The 14,655-nt window shown below is 32.5% G+C and carries 14 protein-coding genes; 9 read left to right on the forward strand and 5 right to left on the reverse strand.

Annotated elements, in window-relative coordinates; translation table 11 throughout:
• Positions 1–64 precede the first annotated feature (64 nt).
• From mtgA to KQS_RS12325, 3 genes are all read left to right on the forward strand, one after another.
• A complete protein-coding gene (gene mtgA / locus KQS_RS12315) occupies positions 65–817 on the forward strand; it encodes a monofunctional biosynthetic peptidoglycan transglycosylase (RefSeq protein WP_014389504.1) in 753 nt (250 codons plus the stop codon).
• Positions 818–819: 2 nt separating this feature from the next.
• Positions 820–1,641: an SDR family NAD(P)-dependent oxidoreductase gene (locus KQS_RS12320; RefSeq protein WP_014389505.1), complete on the forward strand. Its 822-nt coding sequence runs from the start codon at positions 820–822 to the stop codon at positions 1,639–1,641.
• A 77-nt stretch (positions 1,642–1,718) separates the two neighbouring features.
• Entirely contained in the window at positions 1,719–2,513 is a 795-nt protein-coding gene (locus KQS_RS12325) for a TIGR00266 family protein (RefSeq protein WP_014389506.1), read from the forward strand.
• A gap of 32 nt (positions 2,514–2,545) precedes the next feature.
• On the opposite strand, the gene KQS_RS12330 is transcribed toward KQS_RS12325, so the two are convergent.
• From KQS_RS12330 to KQS_RS12350, 5 genes are all read right to left on the reverse strand, one after another.
• Positions 2,546–4,648 (reverse strand): prolyl oligopeptidase family serine peptidase, encoded by a 2,103-nt coding sequence (locus tag KQS_RS12330; protein ID WP_014389507.1) that lies wholly within the window; start codon positions 4,646–4,648, stop codon positions 2,546–2,548.
• A gap of 46 nt (positions 4,649–4,694) precedes the next feature.
• Positions 4,695–6,905 (reverse strand): TonB-dependent receptor, encoded by a 2,211-nt coding sequence (locus KQS_RS12335; RefSeq protein ID WP_014389508.1) that lies wholly within the window; start codon positions 6,903–6,905, stop codon positions 4,695–4,697.
• Positions 6,906–6,999: 94 nt separating this feature from the next.
• On the reverse strand, positions 7,000–7,338 hold the full coding sequence (locus tag KQS_RS12340; protein WP_014389509.1) for a hypothetical protein: 339 nt from the start codon (positions 7,336–7,338) through the stop codon (positions 7,000–7,002).
• A 12-nt stretch (positions 7,339–7,350) separates the two neighbouring features.
• Positions 7,351–8,340, reverse strand: coding sequence for an aspartate-semialdehyde dehydrogenase (locus tag KQS_RS12345; RefSeq protein ID WP_014389510.1), 990 nt, complete (start codon positions 8,338–8,340; stop codon positions 7,351–7,353).
• A 104-nt stretch (positions 8,341–8,444) separates the two neighbouring features.
• Positions 8,445–9,437, reverse strand: coding sequence for a TlpA family protein disulfide reductase (locus tag KQS_RS12350; protein ID WP_014389511.1), 993 nt, complete (start codon positions 9,435–9,437; stop codon positions 8,445–8,447).
• A gap of 261 nt (positions 9,438–9,698) precedes the next feature.
• Here KQS_RS12350 and aspS point away from each other — a divergent pair, with 261 nt between their 5' ends.
• The 6 genes from aspS to nuoD all read left to right on the forward strand — a co-directional run bounded on the left by aspS (position 9,699) and on the right by nuoD (position 14,652).
• Entirely contained in the window at positions 9,699–11,447 is a 1,749-nt protein-coding gene (gene aspS / locus KQS_RS12355) for an aspartate--tRNA ligase (protein WP_014389512.1), read from the forward strand.
• A gap of 126 nt (positions 11,448–11,573) precedes the next feature.
• The gene (locus tag KQS_RS12360) at positions 11,574–11,774 is read left to right on the forward strand and encodes a cold-shock protein (RefSeq protein WP_014389513.1); all 201 of its coding nucleotides are present in this window, start codon (positions 11,574–11,576) and stop codon (positions 11,772–11,774) included.
• Positions 11,775–11,954: 180 nt separating this feature from the next.
• Positions 11,955–12,320 (forward strand): NADH-quinone oxidoreductase subunit A, encoded by a 366-nt coding sequence (locus tag KQS_RS12365; protein WP_014389514.1) that lies wholly within the window; start codon positions 11,955–11,957, stop codon positions 12,318–12,320.
• Positions 12,321–12,333: 13 nt separating this feature from the next.
• A complete protein-coding gene (locus KQS_RS12370; protein ID WP_014389515.1) occupies positions 12,334–12,882 on the forward strand; it encodes an NADH-quinone oxidoreductase subunit B in 549 nt (182 codons plus the stop codon).
• A 2-nt stretch (positions 12,883–12,884) separates the two neighbouring features.
• A complete protein-coding gene (locus tag KQS_RS12375; protein WP_014389516.1) occupies positions 12,885–13,406 on the forward strand; it encodes an NADH-quinone oxidoreductase subunit C in 522 nt (173 codons plus the stop codon).
• Between the two features lie 10 nt (positions 13,407–13,416).
• On the forward strand, positions 13,417–14,652 hold the full coding sequence (gene nuoD / locus KQS_RS12380; protein WP_014389517.1) for an NADH dehydrogenase (quinone) subunit D: 1,236 nt from the start codon (positions 13,417–13,419) through the stop codon (positions 14,650–14,652).
• Positions 14,653–14,655 lie beyond the last annotated feature (3 nt).

Here is a 14,655-nt window from a genome sequence, read left to right on the forward strand (position 1 = left end):
GTTTAAATTTTAAATAATATCTTTAATAATGTATTTTTGTACTTTACCATTCAAGAATCGAATAATGGCAACCAAAAAACCAATTTCAAAAACAAAACCTACATCAAGAAATAACAAATCTAATTCAGGTAAAAGCACATGGAAATCAAAACTATGGCGCTTTACTTGGAAGTTTGCATTGTGGTTTAACATCATCAGTTTATTTTTTGTATTGCTATATAAATTTGTTCCTGTTCCATTTACACCCTTAATGGTTATTCGTTATTTTGAAAATTCTGCAGCAGGAAAAGATATTGAAACGCAACATGATTGGGTACCCATCGAAGAGATTTCAAAAAATTTACAAAAAGCCGTTATTGCTAGTGAAGACGGTAATTTTTGCAAACACAGTGGTTTCGATTTTAAAGCCATGCAAAAAGCGGCCACTGGAAATTTTAAAGGTAAAAAATTAAAAGGAGGAAGTACCATTTCACAGCAAACCGCTAAAAATGTGTTTTTGTGGCAAGGGAGAAGTTATTTTAGAAAAGCTTTAGAAGCCTATTATACCGTTCTAATAGAATTAATTTGGGGGAAAGAGCGCATCATGGAAGTCTATTTAAACAGTATTGAAATGGGTGATGGGGTTTATGGTGCACAAGCTGCTTGTAAACATTGGTACAATAAAGATTGTAAAAGTTTAACTCGAATGCAAGCCGCAGGAATCGCTGCAATTCTTCCTAATCCCAGAAAGTTTAAACCCGTAAATTCTTCCGCTTACATTACAAAAAAACAAAGAAGAATTGCTCAATATATTTTATTAACTAAACTCAACTACTAAACATGAATAAAACCGTATTAATAACAGGATCTTGTGGCGGAATTGGCAAACAAACGGCACTGCATTTTGCAAGTAGAAACTGGACTGTTATTGCTACTATGCATGTATGTAAAGAAATTGAAGAATTTAAAGGTATTTCAAATATTTATACTTACGGATTAGACGTAACCTCAACCGAAAGTATTGAAAGTGCAAAAAATGAAATTCTTAAAAACCATAAAAGAATTGACACCATTATTAACAATGCGGGTGTAGGTTACAGAAGTTTTGTTGAGCTTTCAGAAGATGAAAAAATCAACATGATTGTTAATGTAAATTGGCTTGGAGTAGTGAAAATTTGTCGCGCTTTTATTCCTATTTTAAGAACGCAAAATTTTGGTCAAATAATTAATATTACCTCTGTAGCTGGCTTAGTCAATTTACCACTTGGTAATTTTTACCATTCAACTAAACAAGCGGTTGAAAGTTTTTCAGAATGTATGGCTTATGAGTTATATCCTTTTAACATAAGTGTTTCAACCGTTCAATTTGGAAATGCTCCAACAGCTTTTCAAAAAAATGTAACAAAATGTCAAAACACAGATATTTGTTCCTATAACAATCTAATGAATAAAATTTCAATTCTATTGGAGAAAAAATCATGCAAGAATACCGATTTACCTCAAAAAATTGTTGAAAAATTATACCAAATAGCTGAAAATCCAAATCACAACTTTAGACGATACACTGTTGGGTTTGATGCAAATTTTATGAAAACTTTCCGAAGAATTACTGGGTATAAACTATTCAATTTAATCATTAGAAAAAAAACCATAGAGCGTTAATTTATACTTTCAATCAATAATCCCGTAACATTTTTTTAGTTTAAACTACTTATTTATAAATTTTAAAAATTATAATAATGATTGCACACGAAATAGATTACCATATTTATGGGGAAGAAATGCAATATGTAGAGATTGAATTAGATCCTCAAGAAGTTGTTATTGCAGAAGCAGGCGGATTTATGATGATGGAAGACGGTATTAAAATGGAAACCATTTTTGGAGACGGCAGCCAACAACAACAAGGATTCATGGGTAAATTGTTATCAGCTGGTAAACGCGTTTTAACCGGTGAGAGTTTATTTATGACGGCATTTCAAAATCAAGGATTAGGTAAGAAAAAAGTTTCTTTTGCATCTCCTTACCCTGGAAAAATTATTGCCATTGATTTAAGAGAATACAACGGCAAATTTATCTGTCAAAAAGATGCCTTTTTATGTGCAGCTAAAGGTGTATCCGTTGGAATAGAATTCTCTAAAAAAATAGGTCGTGCTTTATTTGGAGGAGAAGGATTCATTATGCAAAAAATTGAAGGTGATGGAATGGCATTTGTGCATTCAGGAGGAACTTTAGCTAAAAAAGTATTGGCTCCAGGTGAAGTCATGCGAATCGATACGGGTTGTGTGGTAGGATATACACAAGATGTTGATTTTGATATTGAATTTGTTGGTGGAATTAAGAATACTATTTTTGGCGGCGAAGGTATGTTTTATGCTACTTTACGCGGACCTGGAACGGTATACATTCAATCGTTACCATTTAGCCGTTTAGCAGGAAGAATTTTAGCCAATGCTCCTCAGAATGGTGGTGGAAAAGAAGAAGGAAGTTTATTAGGTGGCGTAGGTCGATTATTAGACGGAGATAATTTTTAATACAAAAGGCTGCAGTTGCAGCCTTTTTCATTTTATTTCTTAACCTTTTTTATTCCCATATTAAACAACGTAAATGCTTGCAGATCTACTTGTTCATTTATAATTGCTTGTGTTGATTTACCCGCACCATGTCCGGCATTCACATCTATCCTAATTAAAGTTGGATTACTTCCCGTTTGCTTGTCTTGTAATTCAGCAGCAAACTTAAAACTATGAGCAGGAACTACTCTATCATCATGATCTCCAGTAGTCACTAATGTTGCTGGATATTGAATTCCTTTCTTCACATTATGTACCGGTGAATATCCTTTAATGTATTCAAACATTTCTTTACTTTGTTCACTTGTTCCATAATCATAGGCCCAACCTGCTCCTGCCGTAAACGTATGATAACGCAACATATCTAAAACACCCACTGCTGGCAAAGCTACTTTGAATAAATCTGGATGTTGAGTCATACAAGCACCCACTAATAATCCTCCATTTGAACCTCCTTTAATTGCAAGAAAAGATGAAGAAGTATAATTTTTAGAAATTAAAAACTCAGCTGCTGCAATAAAATCATCAAATACATTTTGCTTTTTTAATTGTGTACCTGCATCATGCCATTTCTTTCCATATTCACCACCACCTCTTAAATTGGCTACTGCATAAACACCTCCATTTTCTAACCATACGGCATTTGCCACACTAAAACTTGGTGTTAGACTTACATTAAATCCTCCATAACCATATAAAATGGTTGGATTTTTCCCATTTAACTTCAAGCCTTTTTTGTAGGTTATAATCATAGGAATTTTGGTCCCATCTTTTGAAGTATAAAAAACCTGTTCTGAAATATATTTTTCTGATTTAAAATCAACTTTGGGCTTTTGGTACAATTCCGATTTTCCTGTTTTTACATCCAATGCATAAATAGTCCCTGGTGTAACATAATTTGTAAAAGAATAATACACTATCTTATCTTCTTTTTTTGCAGAGAAACCACTTGCCGTACCAATACCTGGTAATTTAATTTCGCCAAGTAATGCTCCGTCATAATTGTATTGCTTTACTACTGAAAGCGCATCTTTCATATATTGAGCAAAAATAGAGCCTCCCCCAGTTGAAACATTTAAAACATCTTCTGTTTCATCAATTAAATTTAACCAATTAGGTAATTCGGGATTATTCCCGTCCATAATCATTAATCTTTTATTAGGTGCTCCATTATTTGTTAACACATACAATTTACTTCCTCTATTATCAATAACATCATAATCATAAGCCATATTATCTACAATAGTTTGGATTTCAAATTTCGGTTTAGTCAAATCGACTAAATACAATTCGTTTCCACTTGTGGCATTAGCCGCAGAAATAACCAAATAGAAATTATCTTCTGTAACAAATCCGCCTACATACCTTCTTTTTATATCACCGCCAAAAACGACCTTATCTTCTGATTGTTTGGTGCCTAATTTATGATAGTATAACTTGTGTTGGTCTGTTTTTGCAGACAATTCACTTCCTGTTGGTTTATCATAACTCGAATAATAAAACCCTTCGTTTTTATACCAAGAAACACCACTAAATTTAATATCTACTAATGTTTCGCCAATTTTTTCTTTTGTTTCTGCATTTAAAACAATTACTTTTCGCCAATCACTTCCTGCTTCAGAAATGGCGTAAGCTACTAAACTTCCATCCTTTGTAAAATGCACACTTGCCAAAGAAGTTGTCCCGTCTGTTGAAAATGTATTGGGATCTAAAAAAACTTCTTCTTTACCTGAAGCATCTTTTCTGTATAAAACTGCTTGGTTCTGTAATCCATTATTTTTATAGAAATACATAAACTTTCCTTCTTGAAATGGTGCTGAGATTTTTTCATAATTCCACAATTTTTCCATTCGTTTTTTCAATTTATCTCGAAATGGAATTTTTTCCAAATAAGTAAAAGTAACTTTATTTTGTTCTTTAACCCAAGCTTCTGTTTCAGGACTTCTATCATCTTCCAACCAACGATAAGGATCTGAAACTTCAGTACCAAAATAGGTATCGATTTGATTTCCTTTTCTAGTTTTTGGATAAGTGCTATTTTGAGCAGTCATACTTGCAGAAATAATTAATGAGAAAACAATAATTTTAGAATTCATATTTATATTGGTTTAAAAAAAGCCTGCATTAGTTGCAGGCTTAAATTTATAAATTAAAATTTAATCCGAGTACAATATTTCTACCCATATTGTAAATACCATCCGATTTTAATCGTGACAAATGGGCAAAGTATTCTTTATTTAACAAATTGGTTCCAGAAAGAAATACTTTAAAATTAACTTTGTTTAAAACCACATCAGTTCCTAAACCTGAACCCAATAATAAATAATCGTTAGTTGCCGTTTCAAACACACTAATATTATTTTGTGCTAGTGTATAATTAGCCTGAATATAAAAATAGGCGTTTTTAAACGTTGAATTCAAATCAAAATTAGCTTTTAAGTTGTTTTTCCAAACATTTGCGGGAATTAAAGGCAAATCTGAATTGTCTTTTTGTTTCCCAAATACCATTTCATAACTACTTGTAATATGTAACCAATCCAATGGATGTGGATGCAAATGAACTCCAGCCTCACCTCCAAATAAAGCTGCATTATTTTGAACATAATTATAAACAACATTCCCATCAATTTCTTCACCCGTTGGTTGAATGAAAATATAATTAGTAATATGATTATAAAATCCATTTACAAAGAAATCAAAATGATCTTTAGTATAATCTAAATTTAAATCTACTTGCACATTTTGCTCATTTTTTAAACTGGCATTTCCAATTTCATAGCGGTTACTTCCTTCATGCACCCCATTTGAAGTTAATTCAGATAAATTTGGCGCTCTGAAACCAGTAGCTACATTCAATCTAGAAATTAATTGATCGGTCCATTTTGTTTTAACACCTAAAGCTGTATTAAAACTTTCAAATTTTCGATTTACTGTTGGAAAAAAACCTTCCTCGCCTTCAGTACCAAACGTTTCCGCATCCACTTTTCTATGATCGTAACGAATACCTAACTGAAAGGTGTTTTTGTTTAAGCTTATTTGAGTAGTTGCAAATGCTCCTACATCATTTAATGTAGCATTCGGTATTAAACGCTCTTCACCGAAATTGGCGTTTTTTTGATTCAACCCTTGAATTCCAATAATAGTTTCAAATTTTCCAATCGTTGGTAAATAGTAACGAACATTGTAATTAAACGTTTTTAATTTCATATATAAAGCAACTTCATCAACACTTTCTAATTCTTTTCTATTATTGAAAACATAACCAATGGTTGATTCTAATTTTGATTTTCCAAAGAACACTTTTTGACTTAAACTTAATAAATGATTATCTATTTTTTGACTTGGAAATAAGGGTGTTCTAAAATACTCATCTACAATATCTTCTTCAGGTAATCCTAAATTTAATGCATTAAAATTATAACGTAAATCTGCTGTATAATGAGATGTTTCATAGGCTGCACCCAATTTGATGTCTTTTTCTAAAAAACGTGTATTCACTACAGTTTCTCCATCAGGAGTTGTATAATCCGCATGAGTTGTATAATTATTTTGCCATAAAAATTTAAATTTTTCTGTTGATGATTTTACACCAAATGATGTATTGGAACCTTGGGTGTTGCTGTGAAAAACTTGATTCAATTCCAAATTAGTTTTGCCTGTGGCAGCATATTTTTCAGGGTTAAAATACAACACCCCGCCCATAGCATCTGAACCGTATAATAAAGAAGCTGGACCTTTAATAATTTCTACACTTTCCACTCCATTCCCATTTAACCCCAACCCGTGTTCTTCTCCAAATTGTTGGTTTTCTAAACGAATACCTTGTGCATAAGTCAACACTCGATTTCCACTTAAACCACGGATTATTGGTTTCCCAATTGAATTTCCAGTAGACAATTGAGTAACACCTGGATTCGTTGCAATAGCTTCTGAAAGATTAACTACGCCTTGGTTTTGTATATTCTTCAAAACCAAATGATCCACTTTCATAACATTTTCTTTCTGAGTTTTATTAAAAACTGTAGACACAATAACTTCATCAATATGATGGTTATGATCTTCTAAAATTATTTCAATAGTTTTAGTTTCATTTGTTCTGATTTGTACTGTTTCAGACTTCAATTCGAATCCTTCTTTTTCAATAATTAAAGTTAGTTTTCCGATTGGAAGATTTTTCAATTCAAATGCCCCATTTTCATCGGAAAGGGAAGTAATATTAGATTCTGAAACACTAATTTTAGCACTCGAAATCTTTTCATTTTCTTTTGATTTTACTACCCCTTGAATTGAATTTTGAGAAAACCCCATGAACGTATACCCCATCAAAATGATGAGTAAAATATATTTTTTCATTTTAAATTTTATTTATTAGTAAATACACAAAGACTCATAGAACATAGTTAATTACTAAGTCTATGATAAACTCTGAAGAAGAGTTAAACAAATACTAATAAAAAGCAGGTGGACCTCTATGAGAGAAAAATAAAAATTCCTTTTCTTGAACTATCGATTTATAATTATCAATAAAATGGAATTTAAAAGTTGGATTTACAAATTTAAATGTAAACACTTCACTAGATAAAAAGGCTGCAAATTCGAAATCACAAACAGGACAATCGTCTTTTTCTGTTACTACTTTTTTAAACACATGCACTACATCACGGGTTGATGATTCATGTACATGATGGCTTGAAGTGTCTAAGAAAATATGCAAAGACTGATAGCACACCACAAAAAGAAGCAGCGCAGCTAGAGCAATATTAATCTTTACATATTTTCTAAACATCTTACAAAAGTATTAAACTAATTGGTTTTTTACCAAATATTCTGCAATTTGAATGGTGTTTGTAGCTGCACCTTTTCTTAAATTATCTGCTACAATCCACATATTTAAAGTATTAGGTTGACTTTCATCTCTACGAATTCTTCCCACAAATACATCATCTTTTCCTTGAGCATAAATAGGCATTGGATACGAATAATTGGCTAAATCATCTTGTACGGTTACTCCAGGTGTTGCTTCCAAAATAGAACGTACTTCATTAACATCAAAGTCCTTTTCAAATTCAATATTAACGGCTTCGCTATGTCCGCCAACTACAGGAATACGAATTGCTGTAGCAGTTACTGCGATAGTGTTATCCGAAAGAATCTTTTGAGTTTCACGAACCAATTTCATTTCTTCTTTAGTGTAACCGTTTTCTTCAAACACATCACACTGTGGAATAGCATTTCTATGGATTGGATACTTGTAAGCCTTATCACCTTGAATACCTTGGTACTCGTTCTCTAATTGTTGCACCGCTTTTACTCCTGTACCTGTGATGGATTGGTAGGTAGAAACTACAATTCTTTTAATATCGTATTTCGCATGTAAAGGCGCTAAAGCCATTACCATTTGAATCGTTGAACAATTGGGATTGGCAATGATTTTATCTTCTTTTGTTAATTGAGACGCATTGATTTCTGGTACGATTAATTTTTTAGACGCATCCATTCTCCAAGCAGAAGAATTATCAATTACGGTTGTTCCTACTTCCGCAAATTTTGGAGCCCATTCTTTTGAAGTATCTCCACCTGCTGAAAACAAAGCAATTTGTGGTTTCATTTCAACTGCAGTGGCTAAACTAACCACTGTATATTTATTCCCTTTCCATTCAATTTCTTTACCAACTGATTTCTCAGAAGCAACTGGAATTAATTCAGTTACAGGGAAATTTCTTTCTGCTAACACTTGTAGCATTACTTCACCCACCATACCAGTGGCTCCTACTACGGCTACTCTCATTTTAATTTTGTTTAAAAGTTATGCAAAAGTAAAAACTTATGACTAACAAATTTATCTTATTTCGTTAATAATTAATAAAAAAACTGCCCTAAGGCAGTTTCTATTTATTTCACTACTGAATCTAATAATTTAGCTAATTCTGGTGAAGAAGGTCTTGGTGCATCAGCATTAACAATTTTACCCTCTGGTCCTATCAAAATAAATCGAGGTATTCCATTTATTTTATAACCCGTTACAAAATCAGATTTCCAATCTTTATCCGCTAAAACTTGTACACCCCCTAGTTCTTTTTCTGCAACAAATTTTTTCCATTTTTCTTTGTCTTTCATTACATCAACAGAAATACTAACAAATTCAATATTTTTTCCGTGGTAAGCTTCTTCCGTTTTCTTCAAATGCGGAATTTCAGCTCTACAAGGTCCACACCAAGTAGCCCAAACATCAACATATACATATTTCCCTTTGAAATCCTCTAATTTAACAACCTTACCTTCAGTGTTTTCGTAAGCAAATGAAGGAGATGCAGAACCATTTAATTTTTTCACTTCAAAAGATTCTTTCATGTATCCTTCTAATGATTTCAAATTCTTTTCGGTGTCTTCTTTTAATTTAGCTACAAAAGAAGGACTTAAATTAGAAGGAAACTTAGAATAAATATCATTTCTTACTTTATCTATTTCAACTTTTAATTCTGCTTCATCTTTAGACGCCATCAAGGCATCTAAATTCATTTGTTGCTCTTCTAAGTTTTTCTTTGCTAAGTAATTATTCTCATTACTTCCAGCTCCTTTAAATGTTAATGTTTCATCAAATTTTTTGTAATCTAAAGTCACCTCTAAATTTGAAGTATTTGTTAAATATAAATCCGCATATTGTTCACCCGTATCTAACTTATAAAATCCTTCCGTTACATCAAAAGCCCCATGAAAAGTACCTTTTTTATCAGCAACTAACATCTTATTAAAACCTCTACCTTTAACATATATAGTGTCTGTAGGTTTGTTTTGCATTTTAATTGAAATTTTGGCTTGTGCAGCGGCGGTTAAACTAATCAAACTAGCCGAAAGTGCAACAAACAAGGTGGTTGTGTTTTTCATTTTATCTTTATTTAATTTTTTCAAGCGTAAATATAAAATTTTCTACAACATAAAAATCAAAATTCTTGTTAAGATTCACATTACTATTTAAAAAAAAGAATTCAATCTACATAAGATTAATTTTACAGATTATTTTACAGTTTTATAACAATTCACTAAAATAAAAAACGAAATTTGAATAAAATCGATCTAAAATATTTATCGTTCCGAAAGACCTAATTTTTTTAAAAATATTATACTTTTGCAAAAAAACACAAATAAATGTACAGAAGTCATACTTGTGGTGAATTAAACGCATCACATATCAATCAGGAAGTTACTTTAGCAGGTTGGGTTCAAAAATCGCGTGACAAAGGTTTTATGGCATGGGTAGATCTTAGAGACCGCTACGGAATAACACAATTAATTTTTGACGAAAACAGAACAGATAAAGAAGTATTTGAAAAAGCAAAATCTTTAGGCAGAGAATTTGTTATTCAAGTTAAAGGTACTGTGATTGAACGTGAATCTAAAAATAAAAATATTGCTACTGGAGACATTGAGATTTTAGTTTCTGAATTAAACTTACTGAATGAAGCACAATTACCTCCATTTACCATTGAAGACGAAACTGATGGTGGCGAAGACATTCGAATGAAATACCGCTATTTAGATATTAGAAGAAATCCGGTAAAAAACAGCCTTTTATTTCGTCATAAAGTTGCTATGGAAGTTAGAAATTACCTTTCTAACCAAGGTTTTTGCGAAGTAGAAACCCCTTATTTGATTAAATCAACTCCAGAAGGCGCTAGAGACTTCATAGTTCCAAGCAGAATGAATGCCGGACAATTTTATGCTTTACCGCAATCCCCTCAAACCTTCAAACAATTATTAATGGTTGGAGGAATGGATAAATATTTTCAGATTGTAAAATGTTTCCGTGATGAAGATTTACGAGCGGACCGTCAACCGGAGTTTACCCAAATTGACTGTGAAATGGCCTTTGTTGAACAAGAAGACATTTTAAACATGTTTGAAGGATTAACGCGTCATTTATTAAAAGAAGTTCATGGTTTAGAAGTGGAAAAATTTCCAAGGATTACCTATGACTATGCTATGAAAACTTATGGAAATGACAAACCAGATATTCGTTTTGGAATGCAATTTGGTGAATTAAATACAGTAGCACAACACAAAGACTTTAGTGTATTTAATACTGCTGAATTAGTAGTTGGAATTGCTGTTCCTGGTTGCGCTTCTTACACTAGAAAAGAAATCGATGCATTAATAGATTGGGTAAAACGTCCACAAGTTGGTGCATCTGGGATGGTATATTGTAAATATGAACAAGACGGCACTTTAAAATCTTCAGTAGATAAATTCTATGACCAAAATGATTTAAAAAAATGGGCTGAAATTACAGGTGCACAACCTGGTGATTTAATTTTAGTTTTATCAGGACCTGCAAACAAAACAAGAAGCCAATTAAGTGCTTTACGTATGGAACTTGGAAATCGTTTAGGACTTAGAAAACCAAACGAATTCGCCCCATTATGGGTAGTTGATTTCCCTCTTTTAGAATGGGATGAAGAAAGTGAAAGATACCACGCTATGCACCATCCATTTACTTCTCCAAAACCTGAGGATTTACATTTAATTACCGACAATCCAGGTGCTATAAGAGCAAATGCTTACGACATGGTGTTAAATGGTAATGAAATTGGAGGTGGTTCTATCCGAATTCATGATAAAGACTTGCAAGCAAGAATGTTTGAATTATTAGGATTCTCTAAAGAAGAAGCAGAAAACCAATTTGGATTCTTAATGAATGCTTTCCAATACGGTGCCCCGCCACATGGTGGATTAGCCTTTGGATTAGATCGTTTGGTAGCTATTTTGGGCGGACAAGAAACGATTAGAGATTTTATTGCCTTTCCTAAAAACAATTCTGGAAGAGATGTCATGATTGATGCCCCATCTATAATTGATAACAAACAATTAGAGGAATTAAACATCACTGTCGTTCTTTAAAACTAAAAAGTTTTAAAATACTTAAATTAAAAGTGAACAAATTGTTCGCTTTTTTTTTTACAAAAACTTTTTTATTTCAATTAAAAGTCTATCTTTGAAACATTATTAATTATTATTACGCATAAAATGCAAAAAGGAACAGTAAAATTCTTCAATGAAACTAAAGGTTTTGGTTTCATAACTAACGAAGAAACAGGCAAAGACATCTTTGTACACGTAACAGGAATCAAAGGAGACAAATTAAATGAAGGAGACCATGTTAGTTATGAAGAAGAAGAAGGTAGAAAAGGAATTGTAGCAACTAATGTAGTCATCATAAACGATTAATTTATTACCTCATAAAAACGCTCTAATTTTTTAGGGCGTTTTTTTTACACTTTTACCAAATTATTTAGAATTGATTTAAATAACTGTTTTTTACCTTATTTAAACCTTTTAATTAAGGTTTTAATTTTGATAATACCTAGAGACAAATTATTTTTGTAGCTATTTTAAAATAGCATAAAAATGCAAACTTCTCAACACGATTTTATACCAATCCTAATGCAAGTACTACTTGCCGTTGGATTTGTTGGCGGTACTATAGTAATTTCTAACCTTTTAGGTCCAAAAAGATCATCTGCCAATAAAGATAAAAGTTTTGAATGTGGAATTGAATCGACAGGTAATGCTCGTATTCCCTTCTCAGTTAAGTATTTTTTAGTAGCCATTCTTTTCGTTTTATTTGACGTGGAAGTAATTTTCATGTATCCATGGGCTGTTAATTTTAAAGACATGGGTATGGATGGTTTAATTAAAATGGGAATTTTCATGGTTCTACTACTTATTGGTTTCTTCTATGTAATTAAGAAGAAAGCATTAGTATGGGAATAAAAATTGCAAGAAAATGGAAAATAAAAATGTAAAAACAGTAGAAGCTCCCGAAGGAGTTCAAGGCGAAGGATTTTTTGCTACCCGTTTTGATCAAGTAATTGGTATTGCTCGAGCAAATTCTATGTGGCCTTTACCTTTTGCTACTTCATGTTGTGGAATAGAATTCATGGCAACAATGGCTTCACATTACGATATGGCACGTTTTGGTTCAGAACGTGTGAGTTTCTCACCAAGACAAGCGGACATGTTATTAGTAATGGGAACTATTTCAAAAAAAATGGCTCCTATTTTACGTCAAGTTTACGAACAAATGTCGGAACCTAAATGGGTTGTTGCTGTTGGAGCTTGCGCTTCTTCTGGTGGTGTTTTTGACACTTATTCTGTTCTACAAGGAATTGATAAAGTTATTCCAGTAGATGTATATGTTCCAGGATGTCCTCCTAGACCAGAACAAATTATTGATGGTATTTTACATCTACAAGAATTAGTGAAAAACGAAGACTTGAGAAGAAGAAATTCAGAAGAATATAAACAGCTTTTAGCTTCTTATAACATTGAATAACAATGGCACTAGAATCATTAGATATACAAACTAAATTACAAGATACTTTTGGAGAAAAAGTATTCAACTTCAGAACAGAATTTGATATGTTTGTTTTTGATGTTGAAGCAACTTCAAATCTTGAAATTATTAAATTCTTAAAAGAAGAACCTTCATTAAACTTCAATTTCCTTACAGATGTTTGTGGTATTCACTATCCAGACAACCCTGCTAACGAACAATTTTGTGTAGTATACCATATGCACAATTGGTTTGAAAACAAAAGGATAAGAATTAAAGCTTACTTATCAGGAGAACATCCAAGAATTAATTCTGTAACTTCTTTATTCTTATCAGCAGATTGGCAAGAAAGAGAAACCTATGATTTCTATGGAATTCATTTTGAAGGTCATCCTAACTTATGTAGAATCTTAAACATGGATGAAATGATTTCTTTCCCTATGCGCAAAGAATTCCCAATGGAAGATTCAGGTAGAACAGACAAAGACGACCGATTCTTTGGCAGAACTATTAACAATTGCTAAACGTTAAGAAATGGGAAATGTAGTATTACCAGCAGATCATCGCTACTATAAATATATTGAAGAGCGTCAAAACGAAGATGGAAGTGAATTAGCTATCCTTAACCTTGGACCAACACACCCTGCTACTCATGGTATTTTTCAAAACATCCTATTAATGGATGGTGAGAGAATCCTAGATGCAGAACCAACTGTGGGTTACATTCACCGCGCTTTTGAAAAAATTGCCGAAAACCGTCCGTTTTATCAAATTACCCCTTTAACAGACCGTATGAACTATTGTTCTTCGCCAATCAACAACATGGCTTGGTGGATGACATTAGAAAAACTATTAAATATAGAAGTTCCAAAACGTGCACAATATTTACGTGTAATTGTTATGGAATTAGCCCGTATAGCTGACCACTTAATTTGTAATTCAATTTTAGGTGTAGATACAGGTGCTTATACAGGATTCCTATATGTTTTCCAATTCCGTGAAAAAATTTACGAAATCTATGAAGAAATTTGTGGTGCTCGTTTAACTACCAATATGGGTAGAATTGGCGGATTTGAAAGAGATTGGAGTCCCGCTGCATTTGAAAAATTGAATACTTTTTTAGAAGAATTTCCAAAAGCTTGGGAAGAATTCGAAAACTTATTTACCAGAAACCGAATTTTCATTGATAGAACCGTAAATGTAGGTCCAATATCTGCTGAAAAAGCAATTAGTTATGGATTTACAGGTCCTAACTTAAGAGCTGCAGGTGTGGATTACGATGTACGCGTGGCACAACCTTACAGTTCATATGAAGATTTTGAATTTGATGTACCGGTTGGTAAATCAGGAGATACCTACGACCGTTTTTGTGTAAGAAATGCTGAAGTTTGGGAATCATTAAAAATCATTCGTCAAGCTCTAGACAAATTACCTGAAGGTCCTTACCATGCAGATGTTCCAGATTATTACTTACCTCCAAAAGAGGATGTATACAACAATATGGAAGCTTTAATTTACCACTTCAAAATTGTTATGGGAGAAGTTCCTGTTCCTGTTGCAGAAGTTTATCATCCTGTTGAAGGTGGTAATGGTGAATTAGGTTTTTATTTAATTACTGACGGAAGCAGAACACCTTATCGTTTACATTTCAGAAGACCTTGTTTTATTTATTATCAAGCGTACCCTGAGATGATCAAAGGAGCTATGCTTTCTGATGCCATTGCAATATTATCAAGTTTAAACGTAATCGCTGGCGAATTAGACGCTTAAGAA

It is taken from the genome of Flavobacterium indicum GPTSA100-9 = DSM 17447, assembly GCF_000455605.1.
GTDB classification, from domain to species: domain Bacteria; phylum Bacteroidota; class Bacteroidia; order Flavobacteriales; family Flavobacteriaceae; genus Flavobacterium; species Flavobacterium indicum.